Raw genomic sequence first — 15,230 nt, forward strand, 5'->3', positions numbered from 1 at the left:
GCTCAGCCGTCGGCCAGGCCGGTCTGCAGCCGCCTCCTGGCACGGTGGATCCAGGCCCGGACCGTGTTCAGCGGCACCCCGAGCGAGAGCGCGACCTGCTCGTAGGTCAGTCCGCCCGCCCACAGCAGCAGCGCCTCCCGATGGGAGGCGGGCAGCCCCGTCAGCGCCCTGCGCAGGTCGGCCAGCCTGGCGACCGAGTCCTCGAAGGGGTCGGCGACCAGGAGTTCCTCGGCGACCTCGGCCATGAGCGCGTCCCGGGGAGGACGGCGCCTGATCACCGAGTGGGAGGCGTTGCGCGCGATGGCCAGCACCCAGGCCCTGAAGGGCGACCTGCCCTGAAAGGCCGGCAGGCCGCGCCAGGCCGCCAGGTGCGTGTCCTGGAGCGCGTCGAGGGCGTCGGCGCGGTTGCCGGTCAGGTGGTAGCAGACGCCGAAGGCCGGGCGCCGCGCCATCGACCACAGCTCGGCGAAGGCCCTCTCGTCACCCCCGCGGGCCGCCGCCACGAGCAGGCTCTCACCATCGGCGGCGTCCTCGGTCCTGTCCTCGACGGCCCCGCCCAGCGACACGCTCGTCATCGGTCACCCATCGTCCGGGAGCGGAAAATCAGCCAATGACATCACGTTCCGCGACCGCCCGGTATGTGGTGGTCCGCCATGATATTGGACCGTGATAATCCCCATTCCCGGTCGTCCCATCACGAGTCAGACGGCCTGACCGACCTGCGTCGACTCCCTCAGGGAGGGCCGGGAAACCGATACAGGAGGAGAACCTGCCCATGGTGCCGCGGACGTTCCCGCCCGCCCCCCGCCCACGGCCCGCACCCGGCGGTGACGCGTGACGGCGGGCCCCGCCGACCTGCTGCGCGACCTCTGCGACTCCACCTCGGCCAGACTCGCCGGGCCCGAGCTGCGCGAGCGGATCGCCCAGGTGCGCGCGAGCCTCGACGCCCCGCTGCGGGTCGCGGTCGCGGGCGCGGTCAGCAGCGGCAAGTCGACCCTGGTCAACGCCCTGCTCGGGCTGCCCGTCGCCCCGGTCGACGCGGGCGAGTGCACCTTCGTCGTCACCCAGTACGAGTACGGCGAGGACGACGGACTCGTCACGATCGAGCTGAAGGACGGGGGCGTCGCCCACTCGCGGCTGCTGCCCGGCCACCGGCTGCCCTCGGACCTGGGGGTCGAGGTCGCCCGGATCAGGCGCCTTCGCGTCACGCTGGACCAGCCCTCCCTGCGCACGGTCACCATCGTCGACACCCCCGGCATGAACACGGTGACGGCGGCCAACGAACAGGCCGCCAGGAGCATGCTGTTCGGCTCCGGGGACGAGGACGACCGCGCCCAGGCGATGATCTACGTGCTGCGTTACGTCCAGAAGTTCGACGACACCACCCTCGCCGAGTTCCGCGGCCTCACCGGCGCCTGCGGGATGAGCTGCGTCAACACCCTGGCCGTGCTGGGCCAGGTCGACCGGCGCGGCGACGAGGACGACCCCTGGCCCACCGCGCGCCGCCTGGCGGCCAAGGGCTACCAGGACCTGCGGACCTCCGTCTTCGACGTGGTCCCGGTGATCGGCCTGCTGGCCGAGACCGCGCGGGCGTGCCCGCCGGACGCCGAGGAGTTCGCGGCGCTGTCCGAACTGGCTCGGATGGACGAGGACGACCTGGAGGACTACCTCCTCGACCTGGAGGACTTCCGCACCGCTGCCGACCTTCCCGTCCCCGCCGAGGTACGGCACCGCCTGGTCGCGAAGCTGCACCGCTACGGCATCGTGACCGCGGTGCGCGCGCTGCGTGAGGGCGTCGCCGGGGACACCGGGGCACTCGCGGCGCACCTGCTGGAACGGTCGGGATACGCCTCCGCCGGGAAGGCCGCGACCGGCTCGGTCGCCGCGGGCATCGCCCACTTCGCCCGCCGCGCCGACCACCTGAAGGCCCTCGACGCCCTGACCAGGCTGCGCGCCCTCGCCCGCACCCCGGCGCTCGGCTCGGACCGCGTCACCCTGGACGCGCTCGCGGCCCAGCTCGACGAGAACAAGCCGATCGCCACCGCGCTCGGCGGCCTGCGGATCTTCGCCGCGGCCGAGGCGCTCGGCAGGGGCACGCTCGTCCTGAACGAGGAGATGACGGCGGAGCTGCTGCGCATGGCCCGCCACGACGACCCCGCCGAGCAGCTCGGCCTGGCCGCCGGGGCGCCGAAGCCGGAGATCGCCGCCGCGGCCACCGCCGCCTCGATGCGCTGGCGCACCCTGGCCATGATGAGCGAGGGCCGCACCGGCGGGCACCGGGCCAGGGACGTGCTGACCGTCCTTGAGGACGTCGTCGGCGCGGCGCTCACCGAGGACCGGGGCCCGGCCACCCCCACGGGGGCGGGCCCGCTGCCCCCTGTCTCCGTGGACCGGGCGGCGGCCGAGGCGCTGCGCTCGTCCCCGATGGTCCCCGCGGACGAGCGGCGCTCCGTCGAGCTGCTGCTGACCGGGACCGAACTGGCGCTCCAGCTCGGCGCGCCGCCCTCGGCCCCCCGCGCCGAACTGGCCGGTTACGCCGCCGCGCTGGCCGCCAGGTTCCGCGTGCTGACCCACAGACCCCTGCCCATCAGGCAGCGCAGGGCGGCCGAGACCCTCTGCGAGGCCTACGAGGCCGTCTGGGCGTGGTGCGACCGGCCGGACGGCCCCTCCGGCACCCCCTCACCGGCACGATCCCGACAGGAGAACGTCAGTTGACGACCCCCGACCAGGCGGGCCCGGTGGCCCGGCTGCTGCGTTACGCCAACGAGGTCCACGGCCTGGCAGGCCGGTGCGGCAGGCCGGACCTGGCCGAGGTGCTGGCCGCGAGCGCGGCCAGGTGGAAGGACGAGTGCACCGACATCGTGGTCGCGGGCGCGCAGAAACGCGGTAAGAGCCGCCTGCTCAACACCCTGGTCGGCCACCCCGACCTGCTGCCCGTCGACGCCGACGTCGCGACCAACTGCTTCCTCTCCCTGCGGCGCGGCCCCCGCCTCACCGCCGTCGTGCACCGCAACACCGACACCGGGCTCGTCGAGACCCCGATCACCGTCGAGTCGATCCCCGACTACGCCTCCATGCGCGGTGACGCGGGCAAGCGGCGCGACGTCGTCAGCGTGGACGTCACCCTGGACAACCCGCTGCTGGACGGCCTGCGGCTGCTCGACACCCCCGGGGTGGACAGCCTGACGGTCGGGCACAGGCAGGTGACCGTGGCCATGCTCCAGCGGGCCGACGCCCTGCTGTTCACGCTCAGCGCGCAGGACCAGCCGGTGCTCAGGCACGAGCTGGAGTTCCTCGCCGAGGCCGCCGAGCGGGTCCAGGCGATCGTGTTCGTGCTGACCAAGGTGGAGGACTCCACCAACTGGCACAGCCTGCAGGAGGAGAACAAGGCCCGGCTGAGGACCTTCGTCACCGAGGCGATCGCCGCCGACCCCGGCAGGACGGCGACGCTGAGCCCGCTGCTGCGGGCGCCCTGGATTCCGGTGAGCTCGAAGCTCGCCGAGGCCGCCGCGGCGAAACGGCGGGAGGGACGCACCGAACGGGCCGACGCGCTGCGGGCCCGCAGCGGCATGGACGTCCTGGAGCGGTACCTGCGCGGGTTCGCCGACGGCCGGGAGTCCGCGCGTGGCGCGACCGTGGTCGCCGCCGCGCTCTCCGCGCTGAACTCACTGGCGGCCGGGGCGCAGGACGACGTCGCCGCGGGCTCCGACGACGCCGGGGACGTCACCGCACGGCTCGCCGAGCTGGACGCGGAGCTGGCCGCCCTCGGGGAACTGACGGCCAAGCGCAGGGCGGGCGCCGTCGCCAACACCTTCCTCGGGCGTGAGGTCGGCGGGATCGTGGCCGCCCGGGTGGCCGAGATCCGCCAGCCGTACGAGAACGCGATCGCCACGCTGAAGAAGCAGGAGCAGATCGACAGGTACATGGCGGAGCTGCCGGAGAGCGTCCAGCGCTCACTTGAGGCCGTCTGGTCGCAGATCGTCTACGACGTGGAGAACCTGGCCAGGACCACGCTGGACGCCTTCGCCCGCGACCTGGGCCTCGACCCGGTCGAGCTGACCTCCGACAGGCGCGCGATGCCCAACCTGTCGCAGGTCCAGGTCAAGGGGGACCAGGCCGCGGACACGCCGGTCGACGTGGACATGGTGCGGGACGTGCTGCCCTCGATCTCGATGGCCGCCTCGTTCGGCGGCCTGGCCGCGGCCATGCTCGGCCCCGTCGGCTTCCTCCTGGTCGCCCCCGCCATCGGGGCCTCCATCTTCTTCGGGCGGCGCTCGCTGGAGAAGGTGCAGCGCAACCAGGCCGCGATCAGGGGGGCGCTGCGCGACCAGTTCTCCGTCGTCGCCAGGGAGATGACCCTCGACCTGGAGCGGATGGTCGCCACCTGGCGGGTCAGCGTCGAGCAGGCCGCCGACGACAACCTGATGCGAAGGCGCAAGGACCTTGAGAGCAGGCGGGCGGAGCTGAAGTCCGCCTCGGCCCGTTCGGCCGCCGACCGCCAGAGGTCGCGGCAGTCCGGCCAGGACCGCATCGCCGCGATCAACGCCCTCACCAGGCGCGGCCACGAGCTGCGTGAGGAGCTCGCCGCGGCGGTCGCCGCCCTGGGATCGGCCCCCTGACCGTCCTGTCCCCGTTCGCGCCCCGTGCCCCCGGCGACGTCCGCCGGGGGCACGGTCGTCTTCCTGGCGTCACAGCGGCAGGTGCACCAGGGCCGCCGGCTGGTCACGGGTGGCGCCGGTGGCGTCTCCCGGCCGGTGCAGGCACAGCAGGCCGCTGGGGACCCGGACGACCGGCTCGAACAACCCCGGCGTGCGGTGCACCTCCCGCGCCCCCGAGGGGGTGACGTGCACGAGCCTGCTGCGACCGGCGTCCAGCATCGTCATCCAGATCGAGTCGCCGTCCACGACCAGTCTCGGCCGCTCCCAGCGGTTTCGGGAGGTCAGGTGACCGGCCAGGGTCGCCGACTGCTTGCCCATCAGGAACTCCAGCGTGTGCGAACGCTGGTTGAAGATCCCCACCGACCAGCCCCTGGCGGGACTCACCTGGTCGGCGCCGACCGCGTAGATCTGACCGCCCGCCGGGACCCAGCGCAGGGCGCCCGCCCTGGGGCGGGGCATGACGAGCTTGGTCCTGCCGTCGGCGGTGTCGGCCTCAAGACCGGCCGAGCTTGAGGTGAACCACCTGCCGTTGTGCAGGACGACCTGGTGCAGCCAGCTACGGCCGGGCTCCCGCACCGTCGGGCGCACGACACCGCCGGGGTCGATCAGGCACAGCACCTGCCAGGGCCTGAAGTCGTGGTGCCTGTTCTGGAACATCGGCTTGTTGCTGCTGAACTGCCCGAGCACCACCGTGCAGCCTGGCGCTCCGACGGAGGGCGCGGGGTCGTTGCCGCTGGGCCCCTCCTGGTCGACGAGCCGCCGCGACCGGTTGTCCTCGTTGAGGAACCACTGGGTGTACGGCCCCAGGTCGCGCGGCTGCGGCGCCTGGAACATGAAGCCCCCGCCCAGGTCGAACTCGACCACCGACAGCTGCCCCGTCTCCCCCCAGGGCAGGCCGACCGAGCTGTCCACCGGGACCGGCTGTCGTGGCTGGAAGAAGACCCAGGCGGTACGGCCGTGCGCGATCACGGTCGGGTTGCCCCACACCTGGAGCGGGTGGGTGCCGCGGATGGCCAGGTCGGGGGTGAGGACACGCACCAGGGTCTGCGCGGGCCCGACCTGCTCGACCGCGGCGACGCCCTCACGTGAGACGTCCCACTCGACCAGCCTGCCGAAGCGCAGCTCACGGTCGTGCCTGCCCTCGACGCCGTCGAGCCTGCGCAGCAGGTGGCCGCTGTCGAAGGCCTGGTGGACGAAGACCCTGCCCGCCTCGGCGCGGGCCTCAAGCACACCGTCGAGCACCTTGGCCACGCCCGGGACGACCGGCCCGTCCTGCGCGCCCCGCTGCGCCCCCTGCGGACCGTTCCCGGGGACGACCTTGTGGCCGCCGGTGTGACCGCCCTCCGGGCCGGTGAAGACCTGCCCGCCGCCGGTGACACCGAGGCGTGCAGAGGACTTGGCGGGCGCAGAGGGCTCGGCGCGGGCCGCCGGGACGCTCTGGGACTGTTCGGGGTCCCGCTGCTCGACCTTGAGCTTCCAGGCGAGCTGGGCGGCGCCGTACGCGACGACGATCTTCGGGTCGTCGTAGGTGCGCACCCGGTCGCCGAGCCTGTCGCGCACGGCCTCCTGGACCAGCGGCATCCGGCTGGCGCCGCCGGTCATGAACACCGCCGCCAGTTCGTCCTGCGTGATCCCGGCCCCGCGGATCGTCTCCTCCAGGATGTCGACCGTCTTGACGATCTCGGCCCCGATGAGGTCCTCCAGGTCGCTCCTGGCGATGTGCACGTCCTCGTTGATGCCGACCACGTAGTGGGAGGAGGTGTCGAACTTCGACAGCGCCTCCTTGGCCTCCCTGGCCATCTTGAGCAGGTCGGCGGCGTAGCTCACGTAGCGGCGTTCCGGGTTGCTGGTCACCTGCTGCCACCAGTCGGCGTCCAGGCGCTCGATCTGCGCCCCGAGGAAGGCGAAGATCTGTTCGTCGAACACCTCCCCGCCGATCTCGTCGCTGCCGCCGGGCTCGCCGACGACCTTGAAGTCGCTGCCGTCCGCGGTGAGCACGGCCGCGTCGAACGTGCCGCCGCCGAGGTCGTAGACGGCCAGGTGGGAGCCGTCGGCCCGTTTGGCGGTGGCGAAGTAGCGGGCCGAGGCGACGGGCTCGTCGACGAGCACGATCCGCACCCCGCGCACCACCTGCCTGGCCGCCTCAAGCAGTACGGCCTTGCGGTCCTCACCCCAGGCGACGGGATGGGTCAGCGCGATGCAGTCGGGCGGGGCTCCGTCGAAACGCCTCCTGCCCTCGCTCACGAACAGTTCGAGCAGCGCCGCCATGGCGTCGGCGACGGCGACCGGCACCCCGCCGAGCAGCATCCGGCCCCGGCCGACGTAGCGCTTGGGGTTGCGCTCGACGCGTTCCGGATTGAGCGCGATGCCCCGCTGGGCGATCCGGCCCGCGACCAGCGTGCCGCGCTCGTCGAGCATGACGGCCGAGGGGATGCGCCGTTCCCCCTCGACCTCCAGGACGTCGAAGCGCCCTTCGGCGGCTATGACCCCGGCGGAGAAACTCGTCCCGAGATCGACGCCGAGGCACCACTGCGCCATTTGCCACTCCTCGTAGATGCGGACCCGGTCGTCCCACGTTCACAGGCCGCGGCCGATCGTGGCGGGCACGCCGGGGGCGGCCGGGGTGCGCGGGAGGCTCCTCGGGATGAGTGCGGGGCGGGAAGGCACCATCTTACGGTTCCCCGCGCTCTCACGGTGATCCCGTAGTGATCCCGTAGTGATCCCGTAGTGATCCCGTGGTGGCCTCCCGGGCCGTCTCAGCCTCCGGGGCCGCCCTCCGGGCGGGTGGCCAGGGAGGCGAGTACCCGCGCGAACGCCTTGGGCGGGGCCACGACCAGCCGGATCTGGCCGTCCTGGCTGACGAGGTCGGCCCTGATAAGGGTGAGCCTTCCCTCGTGCCACCAGTAGACCTGGGGGCTGAGCCCGTCGGCCCGCAGGTCGCACTCGCGCTGGGCGAACAGCCGCAGCCGTTCGATCGCACGGACGACCTCGATGCCCTCGACCGGGTGGACGATCATCTCCGAACGGCTCGGCAGCGCGACCAGCACCCCGTCGGCCGGCACCCGGAGGTAGTCGTCCAGGCGACGCAGGTGGGCGGCGGCGCCGGCGGTCGCGCCGCTCAGCCGCAGCGCGGTGGCGCCGCCGAGGTCGATCGCGTCGGCCGACAGCCGCCCGTCGCCCGCCGCGTTGCCCACGGCCTCCTCCAGCGCCTGCGCGGCGGTGACCGGCCAGCATCCGACCTCCTCGGGACGGAGCGGCCTGGCGGCCTCGCCGTACCCGACGGTCAGCACCTCGACCAGGTCGGCGCTGAGGTGGCGGCCGACGACGGCGCCCGCCAGGTCGTCGGCGGGCTGGAGCCGGGTGCGCAGCAGCGGGCGGACCTGGTCCAGGTCGCAGGCGTCGAACGGCTCCCCGGCCGTGGCCAGGACGTGGGACAGGTGCTCGGAGACCAGCACCGGCCAGTCCTCGCGCGAGCGCCTGCGCGCCTCGGCCCGCAGTCCCGCCAGCCGTACCACGTGCCTGACCGTCCGCTCGCCGGAGTCCGACAGGGTCAGCGTCCCGCCGTCGGCGGAGAAGGCACAGGAGTAGCCGAGGGTGTCGGCGACCAGGGAGAGCAGGGAGTCGAGATCGACGTCCTCGACCGGCCGCGCGGCTCTCCTGGCCTGCCGGTCGCGACGCCGCCGGAACAGCCTCACACGCCCATCCCCTCTGCGCTCTCCTCCTAGGTCCGCACCTAGACTGCCTCCACGGGGGCGGTGTTTGAGCCGGTCAGAGAGCACGATTCTGCATCAATAGCACCAAGTGCCCCTAGCAGCACACTCAGCTGTGGTGTGCCGTGCCCCACGGGAAGGCCCGCGATGACCGGCACCCCGAGCGGCGCGAGCCGCTCCCGCAGCACCGGGTACGGATCGCCGCAGCGCTCCCAGGAGCCCAGGGCGAAGCCCGCGGCCCCGTCCAGCGCCCCCGACATGAGCAGCTGGGTGAGCATCCTGTCGATCCGGTAGGGCGCCTCGGTGACGTCCTCAAGCAACACGATCCTCCCCCGCGCCCGCAGCTCGTACGGCGTGCCGCACAGCGCCGCGAGCAGGCTGAGGTTCCCGCCGGTCACCGGCGCCTCGACCCGGCCCGGAACGATCACCCGATCTCCCTCGACGGGCGCGGGCGTGCCGAACAGGGCAGCGGCGAGATGTTCAAGCGTACGGGGTTCCGGCCCCTCCGGGTCACTGAGGGTCGCACAGGCGGGCATCGGCCCGAACCACGAGGCGACACCCAGCATGACGGCGAAGGCCCGGTGCAACGCGGTGACGTCGCTCGAACCGGCCAGTGTCTTCGGCCCCGCGGCCCGCATGGCCTCCCAGTCGAGCAGGTCGAGCACCCTCGTCGCCCCGTAACCGCCCCTGGCGCAGAACACCGCGGCCACGTCCGGCTCGCACCAGGCCGCCTGCAGGTCGGCCGCCCGCGCGGCGTCCGTCCCCGCGAGGTAGCCCTCCCGGTCGAGCACGTGGGCTCCGGTGACGACCTCCAGGCCGAGCTCCCGTAACAGCCGCACCCCGCGTGCCAGGCGCTCGGGGTCGGGAGGCCCGCAGGGCGCCACGACCGCGACCAGGTCACCGGGGCGGAGCCTGCGCGGGACGGTCACGTGATCACGCACAGGATCAGGCACAGAATCGGGCACGGGATCGGGCGCGACCGGTTCGCTCACCCCCCAAACGGTGCCACACTGGGCTCACATATGCGACCTCCGACCCACATCCTCGTGGTCAACGGCATCAAGGTCCGCCAGCCGGTGTTCGTGCTCGCCGCCCCGCACTCCGGTTCGGATCTGCTTGCCCGGGCCCTCAAGCGCTCCCCCGGCTTCCACGTCACCATGGGACGCGCCTCGGTGACCCATGTCGTGTACGCCTTCGCCAGGCGGCCCTCCATCACCCGCAGGGGCATGGGCGCGACCCGGGTGCTGCGCGACGCCCTGGCCGAGTCGTGGCAGATCGTTCCCGGCGCGTGCCGGGAGTGCCCGGCCCCCTGCCGGGAGGCGGGCGGGGTGACCGGGGAGGGCCCGTGCGTGACCTCCGGCTCCGTCGCCCGGTTCGGCGACGCCAGTCCCGACCTGATCTACAGCGCCTCGGTGCTGCTGCAGGCGTTCCCCGACGCCAGGTTCGTCCAGCTCATCAGGGACGGCCGTGACGTGGCGGCCGACATGATGGCCGACCCCGCGGCGCTCTCGTGGTTCAGGCCCGCCATGCTGAGCGAGGAGACCGAGTTCCCCAACCCCTTCCTCGGCGTCAACTCGGGCGAGCACGGGGAGCGCTGGAAGGCCATGCCGACGGCGGGCAAGTGCGCGCTGCGCTGGCGCAGCGCCGTACGCCTGTCGGCCACGCTCCACCGGGAGCTGCCCCGCGAGCAGCTGCTGACCCTGCGCTACGAGGACCTGGCCGCCTCCCCCGCCGAGGCCGCCCAGGGGCTGTCCGACTTTCTGGGCACCCGGGTCTCCAAGGTCGCTCTGTACGGCAGGCACGCGCCACAGGTCGGCGTCTGGCACACCCGGCTGCGCGGTACGGACGCCGAACTCGTCGGGAAGGTCGCCCGTGAGGAGCTGACCCGGCTCGGCTATCGCTGAGCCGTCACTCCCGCGGCCCCGAGGGGGAGCTGAACTGGGTGCGGTGGAGCTCCGCGTAGAGCCCTCCCTCGGCCAGCAGCTCCTCGTGCCGGCCCCGTTCCACGACGCGGCCGTCCTGGACGACCAGGATCTGGTCGGCCTCCCGGACGGTGGACAGCCGGTGGGCGATGACCAGCGAGGTCCTCCCGGCCAGCGCGGTCTTCAGGGCACGCTGCACCGCGGCCTCGGACTCGGAGTCCAGGTGCGCGGTCGCCTCGTCGAGCACGACCACCCTGGGTGCCTTGAGCAGCAGCCTGGCCAGCGCCAGGCGCTGTTTCTCCCCGCCGGACAACCGGTAGCCCCGGTCACCGACGACGGTCTCCAGGCCCTCGGGCAGCGCCTCGACCAGGTCGGCGATCTGCGCGGCGCGCAGGGCCTCCCAGATCTCCTCCTCCGTCGCGTCCGGCCTGGCGTAGGAGAGGTTGGCCCCGATGGTGTCGTGGAAGAGGTGGGCGTCCTGCATGACTACGCCGACGCTCTCACGCAGGGAGGCGAAGCCGACGTCGCGGACGTCGAGGCCGTTGATCCTGACCGTGCCCTCGTCGGCGTCGTAGAGCCGGGAGACCAGGCTGGTGACGGTCGTCTTGCCCGCCCCCGAGGGACCGACGAGCGCGACCATCTCTCCGGCCCTCGCGGTGAAGGAGACCCCGCGCAGCACCTCCTGGCCGGGGGACGTCTCGGGACGGGCCACCGTCTCAAGTGAGGCGAGCGAGACCTCCGAGGCCGCGGGGTAGCGGAAGCGGACGTTCTCGAACTCGACGGTCACGGGCCCCGGCGGGACGGCGACCGCGTCCGGCCGTTCGGCCACCATCGGCTTCAGGTCGAGCACCTCGAAGACCCGGTCGAAGCTGACCAGGGCGGTCATCACGTCGACGTGCACGTTGGACAGGCTGGTCAGCGGGCCGTACAGGCGCATCAGGAGGGCGGTGAGCGCGACGAGGGTGCCCAGCTCGAAGGCGCCGCCGACGGCCAGCACGCCGCCCACGCCGTAGACCAGGGCGGTGGCCAGCGCGGCGACCAGGCCGAGCGCGACCCGGAAGACCGTCCCGTACATGCCGACGACGACACCGACGTCACGCACCCGGCCGGCCCGGCGTCCGAAGGCGTCGGCCTCCTCCTGCGGCCTGCCGTACAGCTTGGCGACGGTGGCGCCCGCGACGTTGAACCGCTCGGTCATCATGGAGCTCATCTCGGCGTCGAGCTGCATCTGCTCGCGGGTGAGCCCCGACATCTTCCTGCCGACCCACCTCGCGGGCAGGAGGAAGAGCGGCAGCAGCACCAGCGCGACGAGCGTGATCTGCCAGGACAGCACCAGCATGGCGCCCAGGACCAGCACCAGCATGACCACGTTCGAGACGACGGAGGACAACGTGCTCGTCAGCGCCCGCTGCGCGCCGATCACGTCGCTGTTGAGCCTGGAGACCAGGGCCCCGGTCTGGGTGCGGGTGAAGAAGGCCACGGGCATGCGCTGCACGTGGTCGAAGACCTCGGTGCGCAGGTTGTAGATCAGGCCCTCGCCGATCCTGGCGGAGAACCAGCGCTGCGCCAGCGTCAGCGCGGCGTCGGCGACGGCCAGCGCCGCGATGACCCCCGCCAGGGTGACCACGACGCCGGAGCGGCCCGGGGTGATGCCGTCGTCGATGATGGCCTTCATCAGCAGCGGGTTGACGATCACGATGACGGACCCGGCCACGACCAGCGTGAGGAAGGCGAGGATGTGCCGGGTGAAGGGGCGCGCGTAGCCCGCGATGCGTCTGACCGTGCCCGGCGCGAGCCGCTCCTTGGTCACCGAGCTGTCACGCCGCAGGGAACGCATCGTCTGGGGGCCGAACCCCCCGCCCATCATCGTCATGTGGCCTCCTCCGCCGGTGCGAGCACCGTGGCGGGCCCTGGCATTCCCTCGTCAGCTCCCGGCGAACAACGCCCTGACCCGGGCGATCTGCTCCCGGCGCTCGGCGGCGCCCTGTTCCTTGAGCGTGCGCTCCCGTGCCCCCTGGAGCAGGCGTTTGGTCGCGGTCGCGGCGCCCCTGTCGACCGACAGCAGCGCGGCGGCCAGATCCCGTACGGCCCGCGTCAGCTCCTCCCCTGCGACGACCAGCTCGGCGAGGCCGAGGGCGGCCGCCTCCCGCGCCCCCACGGCACGGGCGGTGAGACAGATCTCAAGGGCTCTGGGCAGGCCGACCAGGTCGACCAGTGGCTTGGTGCCCGTCAGGTCGGGGACCAGCCCGAGGGCGGGCTCCCTCATGCACAGTGTGGCGTCTTCGGCCAGGATCCTCAGGTCACAGGCCAGGGCCAGCTGAAACCCGGCTCCGATCGCGTGGCCGTTCACGGCGGCGATGGAGACGATGTCCGGGCGGCGCAACCACAGGAATCCCCGCTGCGCCTGGGCTATCCGTTGTTCGAAGGTCGAGTCGTCGGCCGCCGCGAGAGTCGCGAGCGAACCCTGACCCGGGATGCCCTCGGGGTTGAGCAGACGCAGGTCGATGCCTGCCGAGAAGGACGGCCCCTCACCTCGGACCACGACGATCCTCACCTGCTGCGGCAGGGAGTCACCGATGCGAGCCAGCTCGGACCAGGTGGCGAACGTCTGTGCGTTACGCCTCTCCGGCCGGTCCAGCGTGATCGTCGCGATCTCGCCGTCCACCTCGAAGCGCAGACCGGCCTCCTCGTGAGAGACCTTCTCCGCGCTCCCCCCGATCGCCGCTTCCGCCATCGCCCGCTCCAGCTGTCGTTCGTACGTCTCGCCCGAGCCTATCGACTCTCTAGAAGGAGGTTCTACAGGCCCGAGCGGGACGTGTCAGCGGAGGACGAGCGGCTGCGGTCGCGCGTTTCCGAGGCGGGGTCAGCGCTTCGACTTACCTCGGGTGGCGCCGCCGCGCCCACGCAGAGTCACACCGGACTCGCTCAGGATGCGGTGGATGAAGCCGTATGACCTGCCGGTTGAAGCGGCCAGCGCCCGGATGCTCTCACCGGCGCTGTAGCGCTTCTTCAGATCGGCGGCCAGTTTTTCACGGTCGGCCCCGGTCACCCGGGTGCCCTTCTTGAGAGTCTCGGCCACGAGTACCTCCTGTAGTGCCAGACTTCCGCAGCGTTACTCACGCCATGATCAGTCATTTCTGCGAGATCGGCTACCTACTCCATGGGAAAAGATCCGTACCCGCTCAAATTAAGATCAGGCAAGTGCCACAAGATCGGAAAATTCCTCGCTCCAAGCGTCTTCAACTCCGTCTGGTAGCAAGATCACCCTATCGGGTCGGAGAGCCTCTACAGCCCCCTCATCATGCGTAACAAGGACAATCGCCCCAGAATAGGATCTTAGTGCAGAAAGAACCTGCTCCCTGCTGGCGGGGTCGAGGTTGTTCGTAGGCTCGTCGAGCAGCAGGACGTTGGCCGAGGAGAGCACCAGCGTGGCCAGGGCCAGCCGCGTCTTCTCCCCACCGGAGAGCACTCCCGCGGGCTTGTCCACGTCGTCCCCGGTGAACAGGAACGAGCCGAGGACCTTGCGCAGGTCGGAGTCCGCGAGCTCCCCGCCCGCCGAGCGCATGTTCTCCAGCACGCTCCTGTCCGGGTCGATCGTCTCGTGTTCCTGGGCGTAGTAGCCCAGTTTGAGCCCGTGGCCGGGCTTGACCTCGCCGGTGTCCGGCTCCTCCAGACCGCCCAGGATGCGCAGCAGCGTGGTCTTGCCCGCGCCGTTCAGGCCCAGGATGACGACCCTGCTGCCCCTGTCGACGGCCGCGGCGACGTCGGTGAAGACCTCAAGCGAGCCGTAGGACTTCGACAGGCCCTCCGCGCTGATCGGCGTACGGCCGCAGGGGGCGGGCTCGGGGAAGCGCAGCTTGGCGACCCTGTCACTGCGCCACTCGGCCTCCAGGCCGGACAGCAGCCGCTCGGCGCGGCGCTGCATGTCCTGCGCGGCCTTGGCCTTCGTCGCCTTGGCCCGCATCTTGTCGGCCTGCGACATCAGCGCCGAGGCCTGCTTCTCCGCGTTGGCCCGCTCGCGCCTCCTGCGCTTCTCGTCGGTCTCCCGCTGGGTCAGATAGGCCTTCCAGCCGACGTTGTAGGTGTCGATCACCGCTCGGTTGGCGTCCAGGTGCAGGACCCGGTTTACCGTCGCTTCAAGAAGCCCGACGTCGTGGCTGATAATGATCAAACCACCTTGATGCGATCGCAAAAAATCACGAAGCCACCCGATTGAGTCTGCATCGAGGTGGTTTGTCGGCTCGTCAAGAAGGAGAGTCTCCGCTCCGGAGAACAGGATGCGGGCCAGCTCGACCCGCCTGCGCTGCCCTCCTGACAGTGTCTCCAGCGGCTGTCCGAGCACCCTGCCGGGCAGTCCCAGGCTGGAGGCGATCGAGGCCGCCTCCGACTCGGCGGAGTAGCCCCCAAGGACGTGCAGCCGGTCCTCAAGACGCCCGTAGGCGCGCACCGCGCGGTCCCTCGTGCGCCGGTCCTCCGAGGCCATGCCCTGCTCGGCCTCGCGCAGCTCGCGCAGGACCTCGTCGAGACCCCGCGCCGACAGGATCCGGTCGCGGGCCAGCACCTGCAGGTCACCGGTGCGCGGGTCCTGCGGCAGGTAGCCGACGGAGCCCGAGGTCGAGACCGTGCCCGCCGCGGGGAGGCCCTCACCGGCCAGCACCCTGGTCAGGGTGGTCTTGCCCGCGCCGTTTCGGCCCACCAGACCGATCTTGTCACCGGGGCCGACCCGGAACGAGGCCCCCTCGATGAGCAGCCGGGCCCCGGCGCGGAGTTCGATGTCAGAAGCTACGATCATGGTTGGAGAACACTCCCAGAATGGACGTACACGGGCTCACCTCACTGGCCGAACCCGCCGCCGCCCTGTGTCTCCCGGCTCCGGCCCGGCTGTCTCGCCTCATCGGGGGCGGCGTCAATCGGAAGTGCGCATACCGATCAGTGTACGG

The 15,230-nt window shown here is 71.9% G+C and carries 11 protein-coding genes; 3 read left to right on the forward strand and 8 right to left on the reverse strand.

Annotation, left to right across the window (positions count from 1 at the left end):
- Positions 1-2: 2 nt before the first annotated feature.
- Positions 3-575: an RNA polymerase sigma factor gene (locus ACFOYY_RS18620; protein WP_352013149.1), complete on the reverse strand. Its 573-nt coding sequence runs from the start codon at positions 573-575 to the stop codon at positions 3-5.
- 259 nt (positions 576-834) lie between these two features.
- Between ACFOYY_RS18620 and ACFOYY_RS18625 the strand changes: the two genes are divergently transcribed.
- Both ACFOYY_RS18625 and ACFOYY_RS18630 read left to right on the forward strand, forming a co-directional pair.
- A complete protein-coding gene (locus ACFOYY_RS18625; protein WP_362915894.1) occupies positions 835-2,715 on the forward strand; it encodes a dynamin family protein in 1,881 nt (626 codons plus the stop codon).
- Complete coding sequence (locus ACFOYY_RS18630; RefSeq protein ID WP_352013151.1) at positions 2,712-4,619, forward strand: dynamin family protein; 1,908 nt, start codon at positions 2,712-2,714, stop codon at positions 4,617-4,619. Before ACFOYY_RS18625 ends, ACFOYY_RS18630 begins: the two co-directional genes overlap by 4 nt.
- Positions 4,620-4,688: 69 nt before the next feature.
- Here ACFOYY_RS18630 and ACFOYY_RS18635 read toward each other — a convergent pair whose 3' ends face one another.
- From ACFOYY_RS18635 to ACFOYY_RS18645, 3 genes are all read right to left on the reverse strand, one after another.
- Positions 4,689-7,196 carry an Hsp70 family protein gene (locus ACFOYY_RS18635; RefSeq protein ID WP_386190403.1) on the reverse strand — a complete coding sequence of 836 codons (2,508 nt, stop codon included), beginning with the start codon at positions 7,194-7,196 and terminating at the stop codon, positions 4,689-4,691.
- A gap of 218 nt (positions 7,197-7,414) precedes the next feature.
- A complete protein-coding gene (locus tag ACFOYY_RS18640) occupies positions 7,415-8,353 on the reverse strand; it encodes a hypothetical protein (protein ID WP_386190404.1) in 939 nt (312 codons plus the stop codon).
- 38 nt (positions 8,354-8,391) lie between these two features.
- The gene (locus ACFOYY_RS18645; protein ID WP_362777367.1) at positions 8,392-9,309 is read right to left on the reverse strand and encodes a S66 peptidase family protein; all 918 of its coding nucleotides are present in this window, start codon (positions 9,307-9,309) and stop codon (positions 8,392-8,394) included.
- An 81-nt stretch (positions 9,310-9,390) separates the two neighbouring features.
- Between ACFOYY_RS18645 and ACFOYY_RS18650 the strand changes: the two genes are divergently transcribed.
- Positions 9,391-10,272, forward strand: a complete 882-nt coding sequence (locus ACFOYY_RS18650; protein WP_352013155.1) for a sulfotransferase family protein — start codon at positions 9,391-9,393, stop codon at positions 10,270-10,272.
- Between the two features lie 4 nt (positions 10,273-10,276).
- Here the strand turns inward: ACFOYY_RS18650 and ACFOYY_RS18655 are convergent, their stop codons facing one another.
- From ACFOYY_RS18655 to ACFOYY_RS18670, 4 genes are all read right to left on the reverse strand, one after another.
- Complete coding sequence (locus tag ACFOYY_RS18655) at positions 10,277-12,163, reverse strand: ABC transporter ATP-binding protein (RefSeq protein ID WP_386190405.1); 1,887 nt, start codon at positions 12,161-12,163, stop codon at positions 10,277-10,279.
- Positions 12,164-12,214: 51 nt separating this feature from the next.
- Entirely contained in the window at positions 12,215-13,024 is an 810-nt protein-coding gene (locus ACFOYY_RS18660) for an enoyl-CoA hydratase/isomerase family protein (protein ID WP_352013157.1), read from the reverse strand.
- Positions 13,025-13,153: 129 nt separating this feature from the next.
- Positions 13,154-13,369 (reverse strand): helix-turn-helix domain-containing protein, encoded by a 216-nt coding sequence (locus ACFOYY_RS18665; protein WP_030507271.1) that lies wholly within the window; start codon positions 13,367-13,369, stop codon positions 13,154-13,156.
- 114 nt (positions 13,370-13,483) lie between these two features.
- Positions 13,484-15,082, reverse strand: a complete 1,599-nt coding sequence (locus ACFOYY_RS18670) for an ABC-F family ATP-binding cassette domain-containing protein (RefSeq protein WP_386190406.1) — start codon at positions 15,080-15,082, stop codon at positions 13,484-13,486.
- Positions 15,083-15,230: the final 148 nt, after the last annotated feature.

Source organism: Streptosporangium jomthongense (genome assembly GCF_042650425.1).
Lineage (GTDB): Bacteria > Actinomycetota > Actinomycetes > Streptosporangiales > Streptosporangiaceae > Streptosporangium.

Excerpts from the sequence above, each read along its gene's own strand:
- ACFOYY_RS18650 (WP_352013155.1), top strand. The coding sequence starts at position 9,391 with ATGCGACCTCCGACCCACATCCTCGTGGTCAACGGCATCAAGGTCCGC.
- ACFOYY_RS18670 (WP_386190406.1), bottom strand. The coding sequence starts at position 15,082 with ATGATCGTAGCTTCTGACATCGAACTCCGCGCCGGGGCCCGGCTGCTC.
- ACFOYY_RS18620 (WP_352013149.1), bottom strand. The coding sequence starts at position 575 with ATGACGAGCGTGTCGCTGGGCGGGGCCGTCGAGGACAGGACCGAGGAC.
- ACFOYY_RS18655 (WP_386190405.1), bottom strand. The coding sequence starts at position 12,163 with ATGACGATGATGGGCGGGGGGTTCGGCCCCCAGACGATGCGTTCCCTG.
- ACFOYY_RS18635 (WP_386190403.1), bottom strand. The coding sequence starts at position 7,196 with ATGGCGCAGTGGTGCCTCGGCGTCGATCTCGGGACGAGTTTCTCCGCC.
- ACFOYY_RS18660 (WP_352013157.1), bottom strand. The coding sequence starts at position 13,024 with ATGGCGGAAGCGGCGATCGGGGGGAGCGCGGAGAAGGTCTCTCACGAG.